At 72.9% G+C, this 23,616-nt stretch carries 19 protein-coding genes; 11 read left to right on the forward strand and 8 right to left on the reverse strand.

The annotated features are described in order from the left end of the window. Positions 1-36 precede the first annotated feature (36 nt). Both grpE and dnaK read right to left on the reverse strand, forming a co-directional pair. Positions 37-795, reverse strand: a complete 759-nt coding sequence (gene grpE, locus O7617_RS11410; RefSeq protein ID WP_282263373.1) for a nucleotide exchange factor GrpE — start codon at positions 793-795, stop codon at positions 37-39. A 48-nt stretch (positions 796-843) separates the two neighbouring features. Further along, positions 844-2,706 (reverse strand): molecular chaperone DnaK, encoded by a 1,863-nt coding sequence (gene dnaK / locus O7617_RS11415; protein WP_282263374.1) that lies wholly within the window; start codon positions 2,704-2,706, stop codon positions 844-846. A 221-nt stretch (positions 2,707-2,927) separates the two neighbouring features. On the opposite strand from dnaK, the gene O7617_RS11420 reads away from it, so the two are divergent. From O7617_RS11420 to O7617_RS11430, 3 genes are read left to right on the forward strand one after another with little or no spacing between them, the layout of a single operon-like run. After that, positions 2,928-4,769, forward strand: coding sequence for a GTPase domain-containing protein (locus tag O7617_RS11420; RefSeq protein WP_282263375.1), 1,842 nt, complete (start codon positions 2,928-2,930; stop codon positions 4,767-4,769). After that, the gene (locus O7617_RS11425; protein WP_282263376.1) at positions 4,766-6,451 is read left to right on the forward strand and encodes a GTPase; all 1,686 of its coding nucleotides are present in this window, start codon (positions 4,766-4,768) and stop codon (positions 6,449-6,451) included. The genes O7617_RS11420 and O7617_RS11425 overlap by 4 nt, the downstream gene beginning before the upstream one ends. 57 nt (positions 6,452-6,508) lie before the next feature. After that, entirely contained in the window at positions 6,509-7,732 is a 1,224-nt protein-coding gene (locus O7617_RS11430; RefSeq protein ID WP_282263378.1) for a hypothetical protein, read from the forward strand. A gap of 80 nt (positions 7,733-7,812) precedes the next feature. On the opposite strand, the gene O7617_RS11435 is transcribed toward O7617_RS11430, so the two are convergent. Together O7617_RS11435 and O7617_RS11440 are read right to left on the reverse strand one after the other, a co-directional pair. Further along, a complete protein-coding gene (locus tag O7617_RS11435) occupies positions 7,813-8,433 on the reverse strand; it encodes a phosphatase PAP2 family protein (RefSeq protein WP_282263380.1) in 621 nt (206 codons plus the stop codon). A gap of 65 nt (positions 8,434-8,498) precedes the next feature. Beyond that, positions 8,499-9,485 carry a hypothetical protein gene (locus O7617_RS11440; RefSeq protein WP_282263383.1) on the reverse strand — a complete coding sequence of 329 codons (987 nt, stop codon included), beginning with the start codon at positions 9,483-9,485 and terminating at the stop codon, positions 8,499-8,501. A gap of 515 nt (positions 9,486-10,000) precedes the next feature. Between O7617_RS11440 and pdhA the strand changes: the two genes are divergently transcribed. The 6 genes from pdhA to O7617_RS11470 all read left to right on the forward strand — a co-directional run bounded on the left by pdhA (position 10,001) and on the right by O7617_RS11470 (position 19,144). After that, on the forward strand, positions 10,001-11,176 hold the full coding sequence (gene pdhA, locus O7617_RS11445) for a pyruvate dehydrogenase (acetyl-transferring) E1 component subunit alpha (protein ID WP_278136806.1): 1,176 nt from the start codon (positions 10,001-10,003) through the stop codon (positions 11,174-11,176). Next, positions 11,176-12,165 carry an alpha-ketoacid dehydrogenase subunit beta gene (locus O7617_RS11450; protein ID WP_282263384.1) on the forward strand — a complete coding sequence of 330 codons (990 nt, stop codon included), beginning with the start codon at positions 11,176-11,178 and terminating at the stop codon, positions 12,163-12,165. The genes pdhA and O7617_RS11450 overlap by 1 nt, the downstream gene beginning before the upstream one ends. A 5-nt stretch (positions 12,166-12,170) precedes the next feature. After that, on the forward strand, positions 12,171-13,631 hold the full coding sequence (locus tag O7617_RS11455; protein WP_282264707.1) for a 2-oxo acid dehydrogenase subunit E2: 1,461 nt from the start codon (positions 12,171-12,173) through the stop codon (positions 13,629-13,631). 218 nt (positions 13,632-13,849) lie between these two features. Continuing rightward, positions 13,850-13,987 (forward strand): hypothetical protein, encoded by a 138-nt coding sequence (locus O7617_RS11460; protein ID WP_167393602.1) that lies wholly within the window; start codon positions 13,850-13,852, stop codon positions 13,985-13,987. 343 nt (positions 13,988-14,330) lie between these two features. After that, positions 14,331-17,027 (forward strand): hypothetical protein, encoded by a 2,697-nt coding sequence (locus tag O7617_RS11465; protein ID WP_282263385.1) that lies wholly within the window; start codon positions 14,331-14,333, stop codon positions 17,025-17,027. A 278-nt stretch (positions 17,028-17,305) separates the two neighbouring features. Next, a complete protein-coding gene (locus tag O7617_RS11470; RefSeq protein WP_282263387.1) occupies positions 17,306-19,144 on the forward strand; it encodes an NHL domain-containing thioredoxin family protein in 1,839 nt (612 codons plus the stop codon). A gap of 34 nt (positions 19,145-19,178) precedes the next feature. Here the strand turns inward: O7617_RS11470 and O7617_RS11475 are convergent, their stop codons facing one another. The 3 genes from O7617_RS11475 to O7617_RS11485 are packed head-to-tail and all read right to left on the reverse strand — an operon-like array spanning position 19,179 to position 21,611. Further along, entirely contained in the window at positions 19,179-19,928 is a 750-nt protein-coding gene (locus O7617_RS11475) for a 5-oxoprolinase subunit PxpA (RefSeq protein ID WP_282263388.1), read from the reverse strand. Then, positions 19,912-20,775 carry a biotin-dependent carboxyltransferase family protein gene (locus O7617_RS11480; protein WP_282263389.1) on the reverse strand — a complete coding sequence of 288 codons (864 nt, stop codon included), beginning with the start codon at positions 20,773-20,775 and terminating at the stop codon, positions 19,912-19,914. The genes O7617_RS11475 and O7617_RS11480 overlap by 17 nt, the downstream gene beginning before the upstream one ends. After that, positions 20,772-21,611 carry a carboxyltransferase domain-containing protein gene (locus O7617_RS11485; RefSeq protein WP_282263390.1) on the reverse strand — a complete coding sequence of 280 codons (840 nt, stop codon included), beginning with the start codon at positions 21,609-21,611 and terminating at the stop codon, positions 20,772-20,774. The genes O7617_RS11480 and O7617_RS11485 overlap by 4 nt, the downstream gene beginning before the upstream one ends. 107 nt (positions 21,612-21,718) lie before the next feature. Between O7617_RS11485 and O7617_RS11490 the strand changes: the two genes are divergently transcribed. Further along, positions 21,719-22,396 carry a hemolysin III family protein gene (locus O7617_RS11490; protein WP_282263392.1) on the forward strand — a complete coding sequence of 226 codons (678 nt, stop codon included), beginning with the start codon at positions 21,719-21,721 and terminating at the stop codon, positions 22,394-22,396. A gap of 276 nt (positions 22,397-22,672) precedes the next feature. Here O7617_RS11490 and O7617_RS11495 read toward each other — a convergent pair whose 3' ends face one another. After that, positions 22,673-22,960, reverse strand: a complete 288-nt coding sequence (locus tag O7617_RS11495; RefSeq protein ID WP_282263393.1) for a DUF6458 family protein — start codon at positions 22,958-22,960, stop codon at positions 22,673-22,675. A 112-nt stretch (positions 22,961-23,072) separates the two neighbouring features. Here O7617_RS11495 and O7617_RS11500 point away from each other — a divergent pair, with 112 nt between their 5' ends. Beyond that, positions 23,073-23,612, forward strand: coding sequence for a histidine phosphatase family protein (locus O7617_RS11500; protein WP_282263394.1), 540 nt, complete (start codon positions 23,073-23,075; stop codon positions 23,610-23,612). Positions 23,613-23,616 lie beyond the last annotated feature (4 nt).

Raw genomic sequence — 23,616 nt, forward strand, 5'->3', positions numbered from 1 at the left:
CGGGGGTGGGCGGGACGGCCCGGTCACTGTCTCGCACTATTCCGGATCCGCGACCGCGACCAGCGCGGGGCGCAGCAGCCGCTCACCGAGCTGGTAGCCGCGCCGCATGACCTGCACGCAGGTCGGCTCGCTGACGTCGGCCGAGGTCTGGTGCGCGACCGCCTCGTGCCGGGTCGGGTCGAACGGGTCACCCTGCTCGCCGAAGGCGTTCAGGCCGAACTTGCCCAGCGCGGTGGTGAGTTGCTCCGCCACCGTGCCGAACGGCCCGACCAGGTCGCCGTGTTCCCGAGCGCGGTCCAGGTCGTCCAGGATCGGCAACAGCGCGGCCAACACCGAGCCGGTCGCCTGCTCCTGCACCAGGCTGCGGTCCCGGTCCACCCGCTTGCGGTAGTTGGCGTACTCCGCCGACACCCGCTGCAGGTCCCTGGTCCGCTCGTCCAGGTCGGCCCGGAGCGCCTCCAGTTCGGCGCCGAGCGAACCGCCCGTGCCGCCGCCGTCGACCGGCTGCGCCGGGGCGTCCACCACCGGCGGCCCGGAGGGTTCCGGACCGTCGGTGGCGTTGACCTCGACCTCGATCTCGTCGACCACGACCTCGGCGTCCTCGACCAGACCCTCGGCCGGCACGCCGGTCTCCGCATCGGCGGCGGTGCCTTCCGGCTCCGACGTGTCGATGAGCTTGCGGTTGTTGCGGATGACGACCCCTTCCCCGTCGCCGGTGGTCGGCTCCGTGGGCGCGGAGCCACCCGGCGTCGACCCGGTGTCGCCCGGGTCGGCGGCTCGTGGCTTCTGCGTCATGCGGCTACCTCATCCCCTTCGCCGTGGGTACGTGTCGGAGGCCGACGGTCACTTCTTGCCGTCCTCGTCCACGATCTCCGCGTCGACCACGTCGTCGGCGCCGCCGGCCTGCGAGCCGCCGGTCGCACCGGTCGCACCCGGGCCGGGCTCGCCACCCGGCTGCTGACCCTGCTCGGCCTGCTGCGAGTAGAGCAGCGAACCGGCCTGCTGGGAGACCTGCGCGAGCTTCTCGTGCGCGGACTTGATCTTCTCGATGTCCTGCCCGCCGAGGGCGCCCCGCAGCTCGCCGAGGGCCTCGTTGAGCTGCTCCCGGTTCTCGGTGGGCAGCTTGTCGCCGCTCTCCGCCAGGAACTTCTCGGTCTGCCACTGGAGCGCCTCGGCCACGTTGCGGGTCTCGGCGTCGTCGCGGCGGCGCTTGTCCTCCTCCGCGTGCTCCTCGGCATCCCGGCGCATCCGCTCGATGTCGTCCTTCGGCAGCGACGAGCCGCCGGTGATCGTCATCTTCTGTTCCTTGCCGGTGCCCAGGTCCTTGGCGTGCACGTTGACGATGCCGTTGGCGTCGATGTCGAAGGCGACCTCGATCTGCGGCACGCCACGCGGCGCCGGCGGGAGACCGGTCAGCTCGAAGGTGCCGAGCTTCTTGTTGTAGGCCGCGATCTCACGCTCACCCTGGAAGACCTGGATCAGCACCGACGGCTGGTTGTCGTCAGCAGTGGTGAAGACCTCGGAGCGCTTGGTCGGGATGGTGGTGTTGCGCTCGATCAGCTTGGTGAAGATGCCGCCCTTGGTCTCGATGCCCAGGCTCAGCGGGGTCACGTCGAGCAGCAGGACGTCCTTGACCTCACCCTTGAGCACACCGGCCTGGAGGGCGGCGCCGACGGCGACGACCTCGTCCGGGTTGACGCCCTTGTTGGGGTCGCGACCGGTGAGCTGCTTGACCAGGTCCGTCACGGCGGGCATCCGGGTCGAACCACCGACCAGGATGACGTGCTCGACGTCGGAGATCTTGATCCCGGCGTCCTTCACGGCCTGCTCGAACGGGCCCTTGCAGCGGTCCAGCAGGTCCTGCGTCATCCGCTGGAACTCGGCGCGGCTGAGCGTCACGTCCAGGTGCAGCGGGCCGGCCGCGCCGGCGGTGATGTACGGCAGGTTGATGTTGGTGGTGGTGGCGGCGGACAGCTCGATCTTGGCCTTCTCGGCGGCCTCGCGGAGGCGCTGGAGGGCCATCTTGTCCTGGCCGAGGTCGATGCCGTGCTCACCACGGAACGTCTTGACCAGGTGGTCGATGATCCGCTGGTCCCAGTCGTCGCCACCGAGGTGGTTGTCACCGCTCGTCGACTTGACCTCGATGACACCCTCGGCCAGCTCCAGCAGCGACACGTCGAAGGTGCCGCCGCCGAGGTCGAAGACCAGGACGGTCTGCTCCTTGGAGCCCTTGTCCAGCCCGTACGCCAGGGCGGCGGCGGTCGGCTCGTTGACGATCCGCAGCACGTTGAAGCCGGCGATCTCACCGGCCTCCTTGGTGGCCTGCCGCTGGCTGTCGTTGAAGTAGGCCGGGACGGTGATCACCGCGTCGGTGATCTGCTCACCCAGGTACGCCTCGGCGTCCCGCTTGAGCTTCATCAGGGTCCGGGCCGAGATCTCCTGCGGGGTGTACTTCTTGCCGTCGATGTCGACGGACCAGTTCGTGCCGACCTCGCGCTTGACCGAACGGATCGTCCGGTCCGGGTTGGTCACTGCCTGACGCTTGGCGACCTCACCGACGAGCACCTCGCCGTTGCGGGCGAACGCGACGATCGACGGGGTCGTCCGCGAGCCCTCAGCGTTGGCGATGACGGTGGGCTCACCGCCCTCGAGAACGCTGACGCAGGAGTTCGTCGTGCCGAGGTCGATACCGACCGCACGTGCCATCTTCGCTTCCTCGCTTCGTAAGGTTGTGCAGGTGACGGGCACTGCCCGCGGCTGCCTGGCGAGCACCGCCCGCAGCGGGCCCCACCACAAGTTGAGTGAACTTGACTCAATAGTGCCACGGGTTGGCCAATCGTCAAGTCGGGTTGAGTCGACCCGACGCAACCCGGCCCGCAATTCTCGTCCGGTTGTCTTCCCTTGCATCGGTCGGGCACGCTTTAGCGGTGACGACGCACGGCGATCCCGCCACCCGTTCCGGCGCGCCTGCCGTCGCCACCCGCACCGGCCCGCCGCACGTCGCGGAGGAGCCGTCCGCCACCACCGGGGACGACAGCCTCCCCAGCGCGCTGTCGGGCCTCCGGGAGGCGATGGGTGCTGCCCGGTACCCTCTCGCGCTGCCCTCGGCCAGCGCCGCCCGGCAGACCGCCGCGGCCCTCACCGACCAACTCGACGACTACCTCCTACCCCGGCTCGCCCGGCTGGACGCCCCCCTCCTCGTGGTGGTCGGCGGCTCCACCGGAGCGGGCAAGTCGACGCTGGTCAACAGCCTGGTCAAGGCCCGGGTCAGCGCCGCCGGGGTGCTCCGGCCGACCACCCGCTCCCCGGTGCTGGTCTGCAACCCGTCCGACGCCGCCTGGTTCCGCCAGGGCGACCTGTTGCCCGGGCTGACCCGCACCACCGAGCCGAGCGAAGACTCGCGCACCCTGCAGCTGGTCACCGCGCCGGCCCTGCCCGCCGGGCTGGCCTTCCTCGACGCGCCCGACATCGACTCGGTCGTCGACGCCAACCGGGCACTCGCCACCCAACTGCTGGCCGCCGCCGACCTCTGGCTGTTCGTCACCACCGCCGCCCGGTACGCCGACGCGGTGCCCTGGGAGCTGCTGCGCAGCGCCCGGGCGCGAGGCGCGGTGATCGCCATGGTGCTGGACCGGGTGCCCGCCGAGGCCACCGACGAGATCGCCGCGCACCTGGGCGAGATGCTCGCCGAACAGGGCCTCGGCCAGGCGCCGCTGTTCGTGCTGCCGGAGACCTGGGTCGACGGGCAGGGGCTGCTGCCCGAGGCGGTGACCGCGTCGCTGGCCGACTGGTTCGCCCGGCTGGCCGCCGACGCGGACGCCCGGGCGGCGGTGGTCCGCCAGACGTTGGACGGGGCGCTGGCCGCGCTGCACCCCGCCGTCGAGGAGTTGGCCGACGCCGCCGACGAGCAGATCGCCACCGCCGACGCGCTGGACGAGCGGGTCCGGGCCGCGTACCGGGGTGCCGAACGCACCGCCGAGCAGGGGCTCCAGGACGGTCGGCTGCTCCGGGGTGAGGTACTCGCCCGCTGGCAGGAGTTCGTCGGCACCGGCGAGCTGTTCCGCACCCTGGAGGCCCGGATCGGCCGCATACGCGACCGGGTCGTGGCCGCTGTCACGGGGCGTCCGGCACCCGCCACCGAACTTCGCAACGCCATCGAGTCGCAGCTGGTGACACTGCTGCGCGGGGTGGCCTCGGAGGCGGCCGAATCCGCGTACACCGGGTGGAAGGCACACCCGGCCGGTGCCGAGCTGCTCGACCCCGCGCTCGCCCACCCGAGCGACGATCTGCCGGAACGCGCCGAACGGATGGTCCGCGACTGGCAGCGCGGGGTCCTGGAGCTGGTCCGGGTCGAGGGCGGTGACAAACGGTTCGTGGCCCGCACGGCCGCGTACGCGGTCAACGCCACCGGCTTGGCCGTGATGATCGCGGTCTTCGCCTCCACGGCGTTCATCCCCACCGGCTTGGAGGTGGCCACCGGCGCCGGCACCACCGTCGCCGCGCAGGCCGTCCTCCAGGCGATCTTCGGCGACCAGGCGGTGCGTACCCTCGCTGCGAAGGCCCGCACCGATCTGCTGAGCCGGGTGCGGACGCTGCTCGACGCGGAGGCCGACCGCTTCCTGAGCCGCAGCGCGGAGGCCCGCCCCGCCGCGGAGGTCGGCGACGGCCTACGTCGGGCCGCCGGGCGGGTCGAGCTGGCCCGACACCGCAGCGGCCTGTCCGCCGACGGTGACACCCCGCCCGCCGTCGACGAGGAGGGTTCCCGGTGACGAACATCACCGGCCGGCTCCGCGAGGCTTTCCGCGGGGACCAGCGGGTCGACGCCGACGAGCTGATCGGCCGCCTGGAAGCGGTACGCCGGTTCCTGGCCGCGGTGGACGGCCTGCTGCCGGACGCCGAACTCGTACCCGCGCACACGGTGGTCGAGCGGGCCGGCACCCGGCTCGCGCTGTCCCGGGACCACACCGTGGTGGCCCTGGCCGGCGCCACCGGCAGCGGCAAGTCGAGCCTGTTCAACGCCCTGGCTCGGCTCCAGCTCTCGCCGGTCGGCGTCCGCCGCCCCACCACCGGCGTCACCCACGCCTGCGTGTGGGGTCCGTTGGAGGACGCCAACCGACTGCTCGACTGGATCGGCGTGCTGCCCCGACACCGCTTCGTCCGGGAGAGCGCCCTGGACGCTGACGACGAGACCGCGCTGCACGGGCTGATCCTGCTCGACCTGCCCGACTTCGACTCGGTGCAACGGTCCCACCGGCTCGAGGTGGACCGCCTTCTCGGCCTGGTCGACCAGGTGGTCTGGGTGGTCGACCCGCAGAAGTACGCCGACCGGGTCGTCCACGACAACTACCTGCGGGAGTTCCACCGGCACCGCGACGTCACAGTCGTCGTGCTCAACCAGGCCGACCGGCTGCCCCCGACCGAGCTGCCCCGGGTCATGGACGACCTGCGGCGGCTGCTCGACACGGACGGGCTGACCGGGGTGCCCCTGCTGTCCACCACCGCCATCGACCCGGCCGGGATGGTCGGGTTGCGCGACGCGTTGGAACGGACCGTCGCCGAGCGGCAGGCCGCGCTGCGGCGGCTCGCCGGTGACGTCGACAGCGTCGTCGTCGCGCTGGACGAGCTGGTCGGCTCGTCCCGGCCCGCCGGTGGGCCGGACGACGGCGCCGTCGCCGCGTTGAACCGGGCGTTGGCCGATGCCGCCGGTGTGCCGGCGGTGAGCGAGGCGGTGGAGCGGGCGTACCGGCATCGGGCCGGCGCGACCACCGGCTGGCCGGTGGTTCGGGGCTGGCGGCGGTTGCGGCCCGATCCGCTGCGGCGGCTGCACCTACCCGGCCCGGCCGGCGCGGACGCCGACCCGTCGGAGAGCCTGGTGGCGGCGACCTCGGTGCCGGACCCGACGGTCGCGCAGCGCTCCGCCCTCGGGCTGGCGATCCGCGCGGTGGCCGACCGGGCCGCCGGCGGCCTGCCCGCCACCTGGCCGACGGCGGTGACCGCCGCCGCCCGGTCCCGCCTGGACGACCTGCCGGACGCGTTGGACCGCGCCATCGCCGGCACCGACCTCGGTTTGGACCGTCAACCGGTGTGGTGGCGGGTCGTCGGCGGTGTGCAGTGGCTGGTGACGGTGGCTGCCGCGGTCGGCCTGGGTTGGCTGGTGCTCGGCTACGCGCTACGGGCGCTCGGCCTGCCCGCGTTGGACAACCCGATGGTCGGGCAGGTGCCGATGCCCACCGTTCTGCTGCTCGGCGGCCTGCTGGCCGGGCTGCTGGTGGCCGCGCTGACCCGACCGGTGGTGCGCTGGGCAGCCCGGAGAGCGCGGGCCCGGGCCCGGCAACGGCTGACGGTCCGGGTCTCCGAGGTGGGCGAGGAGTACGTGCTCGCACCGGTGCGAATCGTGCTCGGCTCGTACGCGCAGGCACGCGACGCGCTGCGGGACGCCGCCCGCCGCTGACGTTCCGGGCGGCTCGCTACCGCTCTGCGTACGCCCCGGGCGGCGTAGGGTCGGAGCATGGCCACGCCACAGACCCCCTACGACGCGGTGCTGCACGCCGCACGCGACGTGACCAAGCTGGAGTCCGCCCTCGACGCCGAGATGCTCGGCAGCGCGCTACTGGGCAGTGTCTACGCGATCGCGGAGACCGACCGCGACACCGCCGTACGGGAGTTCGTCACCGGGTTCCTCGCCGCCACCGCCCGCCGCCGGATCGCGTCGGCGACGACCATCCGCCAGATCTTCGCCAGGCTCGTCCCGGACGCCACGGGCACCGAACGGGTGCGCCCCGGCAGCCAGGCGCCCAGTTGGACCGGTCAGCTCGGCCGGGTGCACCTGACCGGCTCCTGGGCGTACGGCGACGTCTACGGCGACCAGACCTCCTACCTCGCCACCTTCGCCTACGACGACGAGTCCGGCGGCGCCGAGCACGCGCTGGTCGCGCTGGTGGACCACAACATCGGCATCACCAAGGACATCTTCGTGGGCGGGCCGGCGGAACGGATCCTGGACCAGGTCCGGCAGATGTGCGCGGACGACGAGCTGACCTGGTTCCGCACCGAGAACCCAGCCCGGCTCCGGGGTGAGGTGGCCCGCCACCTCGCGGTGACCGACGAGCTGAGCGAGCTGCCGGGCGAGGGTTCGCTCGCCACCGACCGGGCGTTGGTCGGCGCCCGACTGGCGATGCTGCCCACCGCGGCCGACCCGACCGGCCCGGCGGAGGTCGAGCCGCTCTCCGCCGCCGAACGCACCGACCTGGTCCGGCGGTTCCTGGCCGCACCGGAGGCCACCCGGTTCGGCCTCGATTCCGTCGACGGCCCCGAGTTGGCCTCGCTGCACTTCTGCCTGAGCCTGCTGCTGGACCACTCGGCCACCTTCCCGGACGCCGACCCCATGCGCTGGAGCCCAGCGGTGTCCGGGCTGTTCCTGCTCGACTGGGTGCACCGCCGGGCCGTGCTCGACATGGACGACGCGGCGATGCTGCCCCGCGTGCTGCGCGCGTGGGCGCGGTACGCGTCCCGTCAGCGCGGCCTGCCCGAGGCGGCGACGACGCGTACCGACGAGGCGATCGAGGAGATGGTTCCGGAGTTCGCCCGTCTCTACTCGACGGGCGAGCGGCGCAGCGCCGCCACCGCCGCCGTGGCACAACTGATGGCCGACGGGGTGGACCCGGACGACCCGGCCGCCCTGGACGCGTGGATCGAGGCGAACCGGCACCGCCTCGCCGACGACGGCGCCTGACGACATTCGAGGGGGCGGCGTGAAGCCGCCCGTCCCGACCCGGCCCTCGGCGTCGGGCCGCCTCGACGCGGCGGGCGCGTTCAGCGCAGCGGGCCGAAGACCGCTGCGGCGATCAGCGCGCCGAGCAGCCCGCCGGCGAGCACCTGCGGCACCGTGTGGTCCCCCAACCGCACCCGGGACCAGCCGACCAACGCCAACACCGGGGCGGCGATCACCACGTGCGTGCCGAAGGTCAGCGTCAGGATGACCAGAGCGCCGGCGGCCACCGCCGAGTGGATCGACATCTTCCACCAGTGGCTGACCGACACGGTGACCGCGAGGCCGACCAGCCCGGCCAACGCCAACGCCAGCACCGGGCGGGGCGCGTCGAGCACGGTGAGCAGGCCGAGCCCGCCCGCGACCGAGCCGAGGCCGACCAGCAACGGGGCCCGGCGCTGCTCCCGCCGCCCGACGTGGTGGTCGGTCAGCCGGCCACGGCGTACTCCGCTGACGATGTAGGCGAAGGGGATGCCGGTCACGAAAACGGTGGCGAGCAGACCCCAGACGAGACCCTGACCGGGGCGGCTCGCGCTGTGCCAGCTCACGGTGAGGATCAGCAACGACACCAGCACCGCCGGTGCGGTCACCTCGGTGACCAGCCGGGCGAGTCGCTGCCCCGGGCCGGGTCGGGTGACCGGGCGGAGTTTCGCACCGCCGCCCACGCCACCCCCCGCGGTACGCGCCTACCGTCGAACGCCGTCGGCACCGGATGGGCCGCGCCTGCTCGTCACCGTACCGCTGGGGACACCGCGGAGCGCATCGGTCGGGCCGGCGGCACCGGGCCGGTCGCGGCAGCCGAGGCGTCGGCCGGCGACGACGGAATCGCGGGACCGCGCCGGCTGCTCGGTGCGGCAGTCGTCCCGGGCGTGGTGGGCAGTGGCGCGGGCATCGCGGACGGCGGCACGAATGTCCTGGACGGCGGCACGGACCGGGTGCTGGTGGGTGTGGCGGTCACGGCGCCCGTCGGGCAGGTCGGAGCCGGCGTGGCGGTCGGGTCGACAGTCGGCGTCGGGTCGAACGTGGGCGTCGGGTCCAGCGTCAGGGTCGGGGTCGGATCGGGCCCGGTCGAGCCGGTCGGGTCCGGATCCGGCGGGTCGGTCGGGTCCGGGTCTGACGAACCGGTGGGGTCCGGATCGGTCGGGTCCGGGTCGGGTGAGCCGGTGGGATCCGGATCGGTCGGGTCCGGGTCGGGTGAACCGGTCGGGCCCGGGTCGGTCGGTGAAGCGGTCGGTGGTGGCGGAGCAACGGGCGGGCGGGCGGGGGGCGAGTAACCCCGGGTGGGATTCGGCGCGAGCGGCCCGGTCGTCGTCCGCGGGGCGGGACCCCGGTCCGCCGGGGCCGGCTCCTCCGCCGGGCGTCGCGGAGCGGCGGGCAGCCAGCCGCTGGTCGGTACGACACTGGGGGTGCCGAGCGGCGGGAGCGCCGGCTGACTGGTCATCGGCATCGGGATCAACACCGGCCCGACCGACGGGGTCGGGATGAACGGGGTGCTGCTGTCCGGCAGTGCGGTGCTGCCCGGAGTGGCCGAGCCGGCGCTGATCGCGGCGAGGATCGGCATCGACGCGGTCCCGGCCAGCAGGGCGACGGTGAGCAGGTAGCCCCGGGTGGGGCCGCCGCCGGGAGCACGGTGGACGCCCACCACGCGGCGGTAACCGCCTGCGGACCGGTGCCGGCCGAGCGCCGGTGTGCCGGGACCGTCAGCTGGCTCGTGCACCGCACACCCCTTGTCGTAGCCGTCGAGGAGATGAAGACGCCCCGCCTAAAGCTGGCAAACAACCCGATAGGCGCGATCCTGCGGGAATCAGCCTTACGTAGTCACCCTGCGTCAGCCAACCTCCACCGCGTGTCGACACGCGGGCCTGACCGAACGGTGACGAATCATCGCCGGATCGCCCTGGAAACGCAGGACGGCATGATGACGACAAACAATCGCAAAGCGTGGCCGGTCGGGATGCGGGGCGGGCGTACTGTGGGCGCGCTCACCTGCTCTGCGAATATGGAGCACGACGGCAACGCAGCCGTGACCTCCGCGCACCCTCGCGGCAGGCGCGGCCCGGCGCCGGCGCTCCCGATCCGGGTTCGGCCAGAACCCGGCTCACGCCGCGCGGCAACCCCCACCGGGGCTAGGCGCGGCCGCCAGGAACCGGTCCGGCAGCAGCCGGACAGGCGCACGAGTTGCGCGGCCGGGTGACCCCCCGGTGCCGACGCAGACACGACAGGGAGAGACCGATGGCAAAGGGCGACCCCGGGGGCACCACCCGCAGCAGGCGGGCCGCACCCCGCTCCAGGAAGGGCGCGGCCGGCGACCCTGAGCTGGTGCAGCTACTGACCCCCGAAGGCGAACGGATCGACAGCGTCACCGGTCCGGACGGCACCGAGTACCGCGTCGACTTCACCGACGAGGAATACCGCGGGCTCTACCGCGACCTGGTGCTGGTCCGGAAGCTGGACGCCGAGGCGACCGCTCTCCAGCGTCAGGGCGAGCTGGGCATCTGGGCCAGTCTGCTCGGCCAGGAGGCCGCCCAGGTCGGCTCGGGGCGGGCGCTGCGTACCCAGGACATGGCCTTCCCGACCTACCGGGAGCACGGTGTCCTCTACTGCCGGGGCATCGACCCGATCATGCCGCTCGGCCTGTTCCGCGGCGTCGACCAGGGCGGCTGGGACCCGAACGAGTTCAAGTTCAACATGTACACGATCGTGATCGGGGCGCAGACCCTGCACGCCACCGGTTACGCCATGGGGATCACCATGGACGGCAAGACCGGCACCGACGACGGCGAAGCCGTGATCGCGTACTTCGGTGACGGGGCCACCAGCCAGGGCGACGTCAACGAGGCGTTCGTCTGGGCGGGCGTGTTCAACGCGCCGATGGTCTTCTTCTGCCAGAACAACCAGTACGCCATCTCCGAGCCGTTGGAGCGGCAGACCCGCATCCCGCTCTACCAGCGGGCCGCCGGCTTCGGCTTCCCCGGCGTACGGGTGGACGGCAACGACGTGCTGGCCACGTACGCGGTCACCCGCACCGCGCTGGACAACGCCCGGCACGGGCAGGGCCCGAGCCTGATCGAGGCGTACACGTACCGGATGGGCGCGCACACCACCTCCGACGACCCGACCCGCTACCGGATCGCCAGCGAGGTCGAGGCGTGGCAGGCGAAGGACCCGATCAGCCGGGTCAGGGCCTTCCTGGAGAAGCAGAAGATCGCCGACGCGGACTTCTTCGCCGAGGTCGACGAGCAGGCCCGCCGCGAGTCGGTGCACCTGCGTGAGCGGGTGCTCGCCATGCCCAACCCGGAGCCGGTGACGATGTTCGACCACGTCTACCCCAACGGCTCTCCGCTGCTCGACGAGCAGCGCGCGCAGTTCAGCCGTTACATGGAGTCGTTCGAGGGGAGCGCACACTGATGGCCACGGAGACGCTCACCCTCGGCAAGGCCCTCAACACCGGTCTGCGCCGCGCCCTGGAGACCGACCCCAAGGTCATCATCATGGGCGAGGACGTCGGCAAGCTCGGCGGCGTCTTCCGGATCACCGACGGGCTCCAGAAGGACTTCGGCGACCAGCGGGTGATCGACACCCCGTTGGCCGAGTCCGGCATCATCGGCACCGCTGTCGGCCTGGCCATCCGTGGCTATCGGCCGGTCTGCGAGATCCAGTTCGACGGTTTCGTCTACCCCGCGTACGACCAGATCGTGTCGCAGGTGGCGAAGATGCACTACCGCTCGCGCGGCAAGCTCAGCATCCCCATGGTGATCCGGATCCCGTTCGGTGGCGGCATCGGCGCGGTCGAGCACCACTCCGAGTCGCCGGAGGCGTACTTCGCGCACACCGCCGGTCTGAAGGTGGTGTCCTGCTCCAACCCGCAGGACGCGTACGTGATGATCCAGCAGGCCATCGCCTCGGACGACCCGATCGTGTTCCTGGAGCCCAAGCGGCGCTACTGGGAGAAGGGTCAGGTCGACCTGGACGCGCCGCTGTCCGAGGCGTACCCCCTGCATTCGGCCCGGGTCGTGCGGCCCGGCACCGACGTCACCCTGCTGGCCTACGGGCCGATGGTGCGGACCTGCCTGGAGGCGGCGACCGCCGCGGCCGAGGACGGCCGGGAGCTGGAGGTCATCGACCTACGCTCACTGTCCCCGCTGGATCTGAGCGCCGCGTACGAGTCGGTCAAGCGCACCGGCCGCGCGGTGGTGGTGCACGAGGCGCCGTCCAACATCGGTCTCGGCGCCGAGTTGGCCGCCCGGATCACCGAGGAGTGCTTCTACTCCCTGGAGTCGCCGGTGCTGCGGGTGACCGGCTTCGACACCCCCTACCCGGCCGCCCGGGTGGAGGAGGAGTATCTGCCCGACCTCGATCGGGTGCTCGACGCCGTCGACCGCACCTTCGGTTGGTGAGCGACATGTCCCGGATCAAGACGTTCAACCTGCCCGACCTGGGCGAAGGACTGACCGAGGGCGAGATCCTGACCTGGCTGGTCAAGGTCGGCGACACCATCGAGCTGAACCAGCCGATCGTCGAGGTCGAGACGGCGAAGGCGGCGGTGGAGATCCCGGCGAAGTGGGCCGGTCAGGTGCAGGCGATCCACCACCCGGAGGGCACCACGGTGGAGGTGGGTGCGCCGATCATCGCGATCGACACCGACCCGGGCGCCGGTCCGCTGGAAGCCCCGTCGACCACCGCCGCACCGAGCGGCGACCTGCCCACTCCGTCGGCGGCTTCGCTGGCGGCGGTGGAGGTGGCGCCGGCCGAGGGCATGGTGGAGCCCGGCCTGATCGGCGGTCCGGCCCCGGGTGGTCGGACCGCGGTGCTGGTCGGCTACGGCCCGCGCACCACGACGGCGAAGCGCCGCCCCCGCAAGGGCGGCGTCCCGGCGCAGACCCCCGCCCCGGCGGTGGATCATGGAGTTGTGGCGGGTGACAAACCAGCCCCTACCCCTGCTGTTCCGGCAACACAAGTCCATGATCGACGGGGCGGGGCGGTTCTGGCCAAGCCGCCGGTGCGCAAGCTCGCCAAGGATCTCGGGGTCGATCTCGCGACGTTGACCGGTTCGGGTCCGCTGGGCTCGATCACCCGCGAGGACGTGCAGCGGGCGGCGAGCGGCGCCACCGTGGTGGCCGAGCCGGTCACGGCGACGGCGACGAGCGCCGCGAGCTTCGGCACGGATCGCGAGCAGCGCATCCCGGTCAAGGGGGTACGCAAGCTCACCGCCGAGAACATGTCGCGCTCGGCGTTCACCGCTCCGCACGTGACGGAGTTCCTGACCGTCGACGTGACCCGGGCGATGAAGGCGCTGGAGCGACTGCGCGGCCGACGGGAGTGGCGCGACGTACGGGTCTCGCCGCTGCTGCTGGTGGCGAAGGCCGTGCTGCTGGCGGTGAAGCGTCACCCGATGGTCAACTCGACCTGGGCCGGCGACGAGATCGTGGTCAAGGAGTACGTCAACCTCGGTATCGCGGCAGCCACCGAACGCGGTCTGATCGTGCCGAACATCAAGGACGCCGGCCGGCTCTCGCTGCGGGAGTTGGCGGACTCGCTGACCGACCTGGTGCAGACGGCCAAGTCCGGCCGCACCTCGCCGGCGGACATGTCCGGCGGCACCCTGACCATCACCAACGTCGGTGTGTTCGGGGTGGACACCGGCACGCCGATCCTGCCCCCGGGCGAGTCGGCGATCCTGGCGTTCGGTGCGGTGCGGGAGATGCCCTGGGTGCACAAGGGCAAGGTCAAGGTGCGTCAGGTGACCACCCTGGGGCTGAGCTTCGACCACCGGATCATCGACGGTGAGCTGGGCTCGAAGTTCCTGCGCGACATCGGCGACTTCCTCGCCGATCCGGAGGCGGCCCTGCTCGCCTGGACCTGATCGTTCGCGACGCCAGCCACGGCCGGTGTGCCACGGGTTAACGCCCGGCACACCGGCCGTGTCATTTTGGCAACGGAACCGTCGGCCAGACAGCCTGTTGACCTTTGATTGTTAGGCAAGTGTCTCAGCTCACCTAATAATCGATGGAAGTTCACCGGGTTCTGCGGTTGAATAGACGCATCAGGGGCTGACAACCGAATAGCTAGGGGGACCCACCAATGAGCATGATCGAGCGAATCCGCAACCACCGCGACGCCAACCGCCGCGCCCGTGCCATCGAGCACGCGCTGCGCTCGGCGAACTCGCCGGCGGTCCGCGAGGAGATCCTCGTCATCGCCCAGCGTCACATGAGCTGACGCTCCACGACATTCCGCACCTCCTCCAGATCGATGGCCCACCCGGCGCACCGGGTGGGCCATCGGCGTTTCCCGCCACCCACCACCGGGATTCCGCCCTGCCGCAACGCCCGGTACGGTGGGCTTCGGTCGCCGCCCGCCGACCCGGCAGAGGCCGAGCCGATAGAAGCTGCTCGACACCGACCGGTCACGCGTAGTGACGACCGGTGCTCCTTGGACGCGCCGTGCCGCTACCCGATACCGTGCGGGGAGCCGGCACAGCGGTACGCCGGTGACGCCGGCAGCCATGCCGAGGAGACCGATCGGCACCGGCGAGCCGACATGTGATGGAGGAGGCGCACCCATGACGTCCGAGGGCCCGCACCGTCCCGGCCAAGAGCCGGACGAGGTGTCACCGGGCGCCGGCGGACCGGCGCCGTACGGCGACCGCCCGGCGCAGCCGGACAACGGCCAGAACGCCGCCGGCCCCGACCTGGGCTGGGCGCCCCCGCCGCCGACGCGGCCCAACCCGTCGACGCCGGCCTGGGCGACCCAGGGCGAGCAGCAGCCCACCCCCGCCTGGGGTGGCGCCCCGCAGCCCAACGACCCCGCGCAGCCCGCCTGGGCCGCCGGCGGCGGCACGAGCGAACCACCGCAGCAGCAGCCCGGCGGCTGGCCCGGCAACGACGCAGGCGCGCCCGCCCCCGCCCAGCCCGCCGCGTGGGGCGCGCAGCAGCAGGGCTGGCAGTCGGGTGCCGCCGACCAGCCCGAGTGGGTGCAGGCCCAGCCGGCCGCGAGGGGCGCCGCGCAGGTGCCTCCGGCCACCACTGCCTGGCCCGCCCAGGAAGACCCGGCCCAGTCCGGCGGCTGGGGTGGCGCCGCCCAGGCCAACCCGCCCGCCGGTGACTGGCGCGGGGCCGAGGCGCAGCAGCCCGAGCCTCCGCAGGCCGGTGGTTGGTCCGGCGCTGCCCAGCAGGAGGGCGCGACCGGCAACGGCGGCTGGCCCGCCGGCACCGCCGCCCGCGACGACCAGCCGGTGTGGACGCCGGCCGAGCAGTCACCGCCGGCCTGGGGCCAACCCGCCGAGCCGACGGAGCAGCCCGCCCCGGCGTGGGGCCAGGCCGCCCCGCCGAACGCCGCCCGTGGGGCGGCTCAGGTGCCGGCACCGAGCCGACCCGACCAGGAGGACCCGGCGCAGTCCGGCGGGTGGGCGGCACAGCAGCAGGCACAGCCCGCCGCCTGGAACGACGGCAGCGAGGCGCGACAGGACCAACCCGCGCAGCCCGCCGCCTGGGGCGCCGCCGAAGGCCGTCCGCAGCAGCCCGACTGGGTGCTCACCCCTCAGGACCAGCCGACCGATCGGCCGGAGCCGTCGGGGTGGACCCCGCCCGAGCAGAGCGGCCTCCCCGCTCGCGCCAGCGTCAGCGTGCCCGGCAACGACGGGGCGCCCGGCTGGCCCGCCAACCCGGACAACCCGGCCCCGAGCACTCCCGTCGTTCCGGAGGCCGAACCGTGGGCACCCGGTGAGGTGTGGGGTCGCGCCGAAGCGGAAGCTTCCGCCCAGTCCCGTGGTGGCTGGGAAGCGGACCGCGGCGGCGAGGCACCCGCCTACCAGCCCGGGCCCGCACCGGGCATCTCACCGGCGAACGCGGTGCCGCTGCCCCCGCAGGAGCAGCGCGTGCCGGGCGCCAGCCTGGCCGCCATCCCGCCGGCCGACTACCCGGCACCGCACGCCCAGTTCGCTCCGATCCCCGAGCAGCCCGCGTACGCCGAGCGGGAGACACCGGACGCCGCCGCACAGTACGAGGCGGAGCCGGCCGGCTGGGGTCGCGCGGAGGATGCCTCCGCGAGTGGTGCTGTGGTGCCCGCCCCGCGTACCTCCCCGGAGTCCGGTGCAGGCCGTGCGGTCGTACCCACATCGGAGGCCGATCAGGCGGCGGGCGCGGCGGCCCGAGCCACCGCGAGCGCATCGGTGCCGCTGGCCAGCCGGGTGATGCCCCCGACCGACCAGGCCGCCCGACCGACCGGCACGGCTTCGCCACAACCCCGGGTGTACGGCCGCCCGGCCCGCCCCGAGCCGGAGAACGAGCCGGAGCCGGAGGCGTTCCAGGCCGAGCCGGCAGTCGAGCGGCAGGCCGCGCCGGAGTGGCAGAACGATCCGCAACGCCCGGTCGTGCCCGAGTGGCAGAACGACTCGCAACGCCCGGTGGTGCCCGAGTGGCAGGACGACGCGCAGCGCCAGGCCGGCCCCGGCTGGGGCGGCGAGCCGGCTGCCGATCCGCGCTTCGACGACCGGCAGCCCGCACCGAACGCGTTCGGTGAGGCTCCGTCGGCACCGCCGGCGTTCCCGCCGGGTGTGCCGTCCTTCGTCGACGCGCCCGGCAACAACCGGCCGGTCAACGGCAACCGACCGAACGCCGGTGCCGAACGGCCCGCCGACCAGTTCGGCGGCCCCGGGTCGCCGGCCGCCGGTAGCGCCGCGGTCAACGGCACCGCCACCTTCGGCGTAGCGGACTTCGGTGGGCCGGGCTCCGGTGGGCCGGGCTCTGGTGGCTTCGGTGGGCCGGGCTTCAGTGCCGGGCCGGCAACGGAACCGGTGCCGGGCGGCAACTTCCCACCGTCGTTCCCGCCCGCGCAGCAGCCCCCGTCGCCGTGGGGCCAGGAGGCCGGGCAGTCGGAGCAGGGCCGGTTCGACGCGTTCAAGCCGGACGCCGACGAGCCGAAGGTGGAACCGCCGACCCCGAAGGTACGCAACGGCCGGGTGCTGGCCGCGGTGCTGGTCGCCGCGGTGCTGATCCTCGCGGTGCCGCTCGGTCTGCTGCTGCTGCTCGGCAAGTTCGGCGACAACGACACGCCGGCCTTCGACCCGGCGGTCGGCACCTGCGTGAAGCAGTCCGGTCAGGGTGGCGCTTCGGCGGCGGACTGCGGCGAGGCGGGCGCTTTCACGATCGTGTCGAAGGTGGACGCGAAGGAGAAGTGTGCCGACCCGACGCAGCCGCACGTGGTGCTGCCGGGTGACGGCACCAACCGGGTGCTCTGCCTCAAGCCGGCCACGAAGTAACTCCGTCGACGGCGGGGTCACGGGCGACCGTGACCCCGCCGTCGTCGTACCCGTCCCCGCGCCCAAGCCCGCCGCCGAACGCGCCGCACCGTCCAAGATCCGCACAAGATCGGGGATGTTGGTGTCTCCAGCGCCTCGGAGGCAGCACCATCGGGGAACTTGCGCGGATCTTGGCTGGCCAGTTGGCAGGTCGTCGACCCCCTCCGACAGTGCGCGTCATGGCCCTCTGTCGTCCGGGTCACGGCGATCGGGCCGGTGGCGCGTGGCAGGCTGAGGGCATGGCAACGACAGCGCGTGTACGGGCGCCCGAACTGCGGGGCCGGCAGTGGCTCAACACCGGCGGCCGGAATCTGACCCTGCAGGACCTTCGCGGCAAGATCGTGATCGCGGATTTCTGGACGTTCTGCTGTATCAACTGCCTGCACGTCCTCGACGAGCTGCGCCCGCTGGAGGAGAAGTACGGCGACGTGCTCGTCGTGATCGGTGTGCACTCGCCGAAGTTCGAACACGAGAAGGACCCGGACGCGCTCGCCGCCGCCGTCGAGCGGTACGGGGTGCACCACCCCGTCCTCGACGATCCCGAGATGGACATGTGGCAGCAGTACGCCGCCCGGGCCTGGCCGACGCTGTCGGTGATCGACCCCGAGGGGTACGTCGTCGCCACCATGGCGGGCGAGGGGCACGCCGAAGGGCTGGCCCGGTTGATCGACGAGCTGATCGCCACCCACGAGGCCAAGGGCACCCTGCACCGGGGCGACGGGCCGTACGTTCCGCCACCGGCGCCGGAGACCGCGCTGCGCTTCCCGGGCAAGGCGGCTCAACTGCCGAACGGCAACCTGCTGGTCTCGGACTCGGCTCGGCACTCGCTGGTCGAGGTGGCACCGGACGGCGAGACGCCGGTGCGTCGGATCGGCTCGGGCGACCGGGGCCGCGCCGACGGGCCGGCTGCCGCGGCGACGTTCTCGGAGCCGCAGGGGGTGTGCCTGCTGCCCACGCACGTCGCCGAGGTGGCCGGCTACGACCTGGTGGTGGCCGACACGGTCAACCACCTGTTGCGTGGCGTACGGCTGGAGTCCGGCGAGGTGCTGACCGTGGCCGGGAGCGGCCGGCAGTGGCGTGCCGAGGTGGACGACCACGCCCACGACGCGCTCGCCGTGGATCTCTCGTCCCCGTGGGACCTGGCCTGGTACGACGACAAACTGATCATCGCGATGGCCGGTATCCACCAGCTCTGGTGGTTCGACCCGATCAAACGGACCGCCGGCATGTACGCGGGCACCACGGTCGAAGCGCTGCGCGACGGCCCGCTGGCCGAGGCGTGGATGGCACAGCCGTCCGGGCTCTCCGTCTCCGCCGACGGCACCCGGCTCTGGATCGCCGACAGTGAGACCAGTGCCGTCCGCTACGTCGAGAACGGCGTGCTGGGCACCGCCGTGGGGCAGGGCCTGTTCGACTTCGGGCACGTGGACGGCCCGGCGGAGTCGGCGCTGCTCCAGCACCCGCTGGGGGTGTGCGCGTTGCCGGACGGCTCGGTGCTGATCGCGGACACGTACAACGGTGCGGTGCGCCGCTTCGACCCGGACAGCAACCAGGTCTCCACCGTCGCCGACGGGTTGGCGGAGCCCAGCGACCTGGTGCTCACCCCGGCCGGCGAGGTGCTGGTGGTGGAGTCCGCCGCGCACCGACTGACCCGGCTCGCTCCGGGCGCACTGTCGGCGGCGGGCGCCAGCACGGTGGACGGGCCCCGGCACCGCACCGAACGCAAGCCGACCGACGTCTCGGCCGGTGAGGTCACCCTGGACATCGTCTTCACCCCGGCGCCGGGGCAGAAGCTGGACGAGACGTACGGGCCGTCGACCCGGCTGGTGGTGTCCGCCTCTCCACCGGAGCTGCTGGTCGAGGGTGCCGGAACGGGCACCGAACTGTCCCGTCGACTGGTGCTGAACGGCGAGGTCACCGCCGGTGTGTTGCAGGTGACCGCCCAGGCGGCCACCTGTGACGCGGACGTCGAACACGCGGCGTGCCACCTGACCCGGCAGGACTGGGGCGTACCGGTCCGGGTGGTCGACGGCGCGGTGAACCGGCTGCCGCTGGTGCTTCGCGGCCTGGACGCCTGACGCGTGCGGAGGGGCCCCGTGCGCGCCCCTCCTCTCACGCGAACGGTGCCAGGGTCACGCCGGCGTCGATCAGGGTGGCGCGGACCAGTTCGGCGGCGGAGACCGCGCCCGGGGTGTCGCCGTGTACGCAGATCGAGTCGACCGAGCAGGGGATGACGGTGCCGTCCACCGCCACCACGACCCGTTCGACGGCCATCCGCACCGCCCGTTCGGCCACCTGCTCCGGGTCGCTGATCACGGCACCGGGGGTGCCGCGCGGCACCAACGCCCCGTTGGGCAGGTACGCGCGGTCGGCGAAGGCCTCGGCGACGACCGGCAGACCCGCGCCGACGGCCAACTGGGCCAGCGTCGAGCCGGGCAGGCAGAGGACGGGCAACTCGGGGTCGTACCCGGTGACCGCGGCGACCACGGCCGCCGCCTGAGACTCGTCGATGCTGGTCGCGTGGTAGAGCGCCCCGTGCGGCTTCAGGTAGCGGACCCGGGTGCCGAACAACCGGCAGAACGCGTTCAGCGCCCCGAGCTGGTACGTCACCTCGTCGCGTAGCTCGCCGAAGGCGTACGCGATGCTGCGCCGACCGAAGCCGGCCAGGTCCCGGTAGCCGACCTGCGCGCCCACCGCGACCCCCCGCCGCGCGGCGTCCTCACAGACCCGTCGCATGGTGGACGGGTCGCCGCCGTGAAAGCCGCAGGCGACGTTGGCGGAGGTGACCAGGCTCAGCAACGCCTCGTCGTCGCCGAGTCGCCAGATGCCGAATCCCTCGCCGAGGTCAGCGTTGAGGTCCATGGAATCTGACGGTAGTCCCTGGCCGGGCCTGCGCGAGCGGGGTCACGTCGGTGACCACCCCGATGACCGGGTATCCGCCGGTGGTCGGATGGTCCGCCAGGAAGATCAGCGGTTGTCCGTCCGCCGGCACCTGTACCGCGCCGAGCACGATGCCCTCGCTGGGCAGTTCGCCGGCGACCGCGCGGGGCAGCGGCGCGCCGGCGAGTCGCGCGCCGACCCGGTTGCTCACCGGGCTGAGGGTGTACGCGCTGCCGAACAGCCGGTCGATCGCGGTCGGTGTGAACCAGTCGTCGCGAGGACCGAGTCGCAGTGTCAACCGCAGCTCGGAGGGGGGCGTGGGGCACACGGTCAGGTCCACCGGCGCGGGTGCGCCGAGCGGGTCACCGAGCCGCAGCCGGTCACCGTCGCGCAGCGGCGGTGGGCCGAGCCCGGAGAGGGTGTCGGTGGCTCGACTGCCGAGCACCGGCGACACGTCGATGCCACCCGCCACCGCCAGCCAACTCCGTACGCCCCGTCGGGCGGGGCCGACCCGCAGCACCGTACCGGCCGGCACGGTGAGCGGACGTCCGGCGTCGGCGGGCCGATCGCCCGCCTGGACCGTGACCTCCGCGCCGGTGAGCGCCACCGTGGTGGCCCGGGTCAGCCGCAGGGTACAGCCGGTCAGGGTGATCTCCAGCCCGGCGGCGTGCTCGGGGTTGCCGACCAGCCGGTTGGCCAACCGCAGAGCTGCCGGGTCGAGGGCGCCGGAACGGGGTACGCCCAGGTGCGCCCACCCCGGCCGACCCAGGTCCTGCACTGTAGTGAGCGCCCCGGCGCGGAGCACCTCGATGGCAGCCGGGTGGGTCACGTCGCCACCAGCCGCACCAGCGTGCCCGGGCCGAGCCGAGCCGGTGGATCGGCGTGGACGTCGAAGAGGACCAGTTCGGTGCGGCCGACCAACTGCCAACCGCCGGGGGACGCACCCGGGTAGATGCCCGCGTACGGGCCGGCGAGGGCGACCGATCCGGCCGGCACCCGAGGGCGGGGTGTGGCCAGCCGGGGCAGCGCCAACTCGGCGGGCAGCCCGGTCAGGTAGGGGAAGCCGGGGGCGAATCCGCAGAACGCGACCCGGAACCGGGTGCCGGTCAACCGGCGCAGCACGGCGGGCACGTCCACGTTCCAGTGCTCGGCCACCGTCGGCAGGTCCGGTCCGTCGAAGCAGACCGGAACGACGACCTCCGCAACGTCGCGGTCGGCGGCTCCGGTGGTGGAGTCGCGGTCGACGGTTCCGGCGACGGCGTCGCGGTCGGCGGCTCCAGCGACGGCGTCGCGGTCGGCGGCTCTGGTGGTGGAGTCGCGCTCGGCGGCTCCGGCGAGGGCGTCGCGCTCGCCGGTCCTGGCGGCCGCCGCGGCGCTGGCGGGACGGTTCGTCGCGGCGGCGACGTCGCCCGCCCAACGGGCCAGTTGCTCGGCCGTGGCGCTCGGGTCGGGCAAACCGTCGAGCAGGACGGTGCTGGCCGCCGGCACGATCTCGACGGCGATCAGGTCGCCCTGCTCCCGACGCCGCCACAACTCGGCCCGCCACGCGTCGACCAGGTCGGCCTCGGGCACGTCGTCGTGGGGCGTGTCGTCGTCGTGGGGCGCATCGTCGTCGGTGGTGCAGTCGAGCAGGAGGGCGTGCGCCCCGACGGTCCGGATCCGCATCGGCTCATCTTCGCCGATGGACCGGGGTCGTGGTGTTCACGATGACGGTGCCGGGCGTCACCGACGCGACTACTTGAAAGTAACCTACGGTGCCGTAACCTGATGTCGTGACCACCTCCGCCCCGCTTCGCCTGAAGCCGGTCGACATCGGTAAGCCCCGGATGCGCGGCTGGCTGCACACGTACGCCTTCTTCGTCGCGGTGGTGTGCGGCATCGTGCTCTGTTCGATCGCCGCCAGCCGACCGGGGTGGGCGCCCCTGGTCAGTTGCGTCATCTACAGCCTGACGGTCTGCGGACTCTTCGGCACGAGCGCCCTGTACCACCGTCGAGTGTGGTCGGAGCGCGGCTATCAGGTGATGCGCCGGATAGACCACTCGATGATCTTCGTGTTCATCGCCGGCACGTACACACCGTTCTGCGTGATGCTGCTCGCGCCCCGACCGGCCACCGTGATGCTGGCCCTGGTCTGGGGCGGGGCACTGGCCGGCGTGGCCCTCAAGGTGGTCTGGCCGCACGCGCCGCGCTGGGTGTCCGCGCCGCTCTACCTGGCGCTCGGATGGGTGTCGGTGGCCATGCTGCCGGAGATCCTGCACGGCGGTGGCGTCGCGGCGCTGGTGCTGTTGATCGTCGGCGGCGCGATCTACAGCGTCGGCGCGGTCTTCTACGCGTTGCGGCGGCCCAACCCGTGGCCGACGGTCTTCGGTCACCACGAGTTTTTCCACGCCTGCACCCTGCTGGCGGCGATCTGCCACCACATCGCGATCTACTTCGCGCTGTTCGCCTGACCGGAACGTCCGGCACAGTCGAGGGACGAGCGAGCGCGCCCAGCCTCGGGCAACACCCCTCAAGATCCGCGCAACTTCGGGGAAACTGCTGCCTCAACACACCCGCAGGCAGCAGTTTCCCCGAAAGTGTGCGGATCTTGAGAGGGCGCGGGGGTGGGGCAGGGCGCGGGGGCGGGGCGGGGCGCACCCGCGAGCCGGGCGCGCGCAACGCGGCTGGGTCGGAACGCGAGCCGGGGCCCCGCGGCGCTGCGGGACCCCGGAGTGCGCGGGCGAGGATCAGACGGGGTGGCCCGGCCGACGAACCTCGCGGTACTCCCGCATGACCTGGTCATCCTGGACCGGCACGACGCGGTCGGCCACGACGCGCTCCTCGCGGACCGGGGCGGCGACCACCGTGCGGCGGCGGCTGTTCCAGAAATAGAGGGTGGCGAGCAGACCGGCGACGCCGGCCAGCATCAACACCCAGCCGACCACGGACAGGTCCAGCCAGCCCAGGTCGGCTTCCACGGCGAATGCGAAGATCGCGCCGAGCGCGATCAAGAAGATGCTGCCACCAATGCCCATGTCTCGCTCCTCGGCTCTAACCTGGCGTACGACGCGCCGCGGCCGTCGGTAGGGGTGCGGCAGGCATTGACTTACCCAGGCACGGAGATCGCCAATCGGGCAAGCTGGGGGCATGACGGACGCCGACCCCGACACACGGACACTGGTCCTGCTTCGGCATGCGAAGGCCGAGCAGGGTAGCGATGCGGCGGACGACGCCGAACGCCCGCTCAGCGCACGCGGGGAGTCCGATGCGGCGGCGGCTGGTGCCTGGCTGGCGCGGAACGGCCTGCTGCCGGACGTGGTGATCTGCTCGACGGCCAGGCGCACCCGGCAGACCTGGCACGGGGTGGCGATGGGGATGACCGGTTCACCGCCGGAGGGTGGTCCGACCGGTCCTCGACCGACCGTCCGTTACGAGCCGGGCGCGTACGACGCGCACCCGGAGGAGTTGTTGGCGCTGGTCCGCACTGTCGATCCGGCCGCCCGGACCGCGCTCCTGATCGCCCATAACCCGGGCATTTCTCTGCTCTCCGCGCTCCTCGATCCGGACGGGGCGGCCGAGGAGGGTCTGCGTACCGCCGAACTGGCGGTGCATCGTGGCCGCTTCGGCTGGGCGGAGCTGAGCCGGGCGGGAGCGCCGGTCACGGCGGGCCACACCGCACGCGACTGAGCCA

The organism is Micromonospora sp. WMMD1155 (assembly GCF_029581275.1).
Classification (GTDB): Bacteria; Actinomycetota; Actinomycetes; order Mycobacteriales; family Micromonosporaceae; genus Micromonospora.

What these genes read in the sequence shown, in the direction of transcription:
- dnaK (WP_282263374.1), bottom strand. Translation starts at nt 2,706, where the DNA reads ATGGCACGTGCGGTCGGTATCGACCTCGGCACGACGAACTCCTGCGTC.
- O7617_RS11500 (WP_282263394.1), top strand. Translation starts at nt 23,073, where the DNA reads ATGACGGACGCCGACCCCGACACACGGACACTGGTCCTGCTTCGGCAT.
- O7617_RS11430 (WP_282263378.1), top strand. Translation starts at nt 6,509, where the DNA reads ATGGCCACGCCACAGACCCCCTACGACGCGGTGCTGCACGCCGCACGC.
- O7617_RS11460 (WP_167393602.1), top strand. Translation starts at nt 13,850, where the DNA reads ATGAGCATGATCGAGCGAATCCGCAACCACCGCGACGCCAACCGCCGC.
- pdhA (WP_278136806.1), top strand. Translation starts at nt 10,001, where the DNA reads ATGGCAAAGGGCGACCCCGGGGGCACCACCCGCAGCAGGCGGGCCGCA.
- O7617_RS11495 (WP_282263393.1), bottom strand. Translation starts at nt 22,960, where the DNA reads ATGGGCATTGGTGGCAGCATCTTCTTGATCGCGCTCGGCGCGATCTTC.
- grpE (WP_282263373.1), bottom strand. Translation starts at nt 795, where the DNA reads ATGACGCAGAAGCCACGAGCCGCCGACCCGGGCGACACCGGGTCGACG.
- O7617_RS11475 (WP_282263388.1), bottom strand. Translation starts at nt 19,928, where the DNA reads ATGGACCTCAACGCTGACCTCGGCGAGGGATTCGGCATCTGGCGACTC.
- O7617_RS11465 (WP_282263385.1), top strand. Translation starts at nt 14,331, where the DNA reads ATGACGTCCGAGGGCCCGCACCGTCCCGGCCAAGAGCCGGACGAGGTG.
- O7617_RS11470 (WP_282263387.1), top strand. Translation starts at nt 17,306, where the DNA reads ATGGCAACGACAGCGCGTGTACGGGCGCCCGAACTGCGGGGCCGGCAG.
- O7617_RS11455 (WP_282264707.1), top strand. Translation starts at nt 12,171, where the DNA reads ATGTCCCGGATCAAGACGTTCAACCTGCCCGACCTGGGCGAAGGACTG.
- O7617_RS11485 (WP_282263390.1), bottom strand. Translation starts at nt 21,611, where the DNA reads ATGCGGATCCGGACCGTCGGGGCGCACGCCCTCCTGCTCGACTGCACC.
- O7617_RS11450 (WP_282263384.1), top strand. Translation starts at nt 11,176, where the DNA reads ATGGCCACGGAGACGCTCACCCTCGGCAAGGCCCTCAACACCGGTCTG.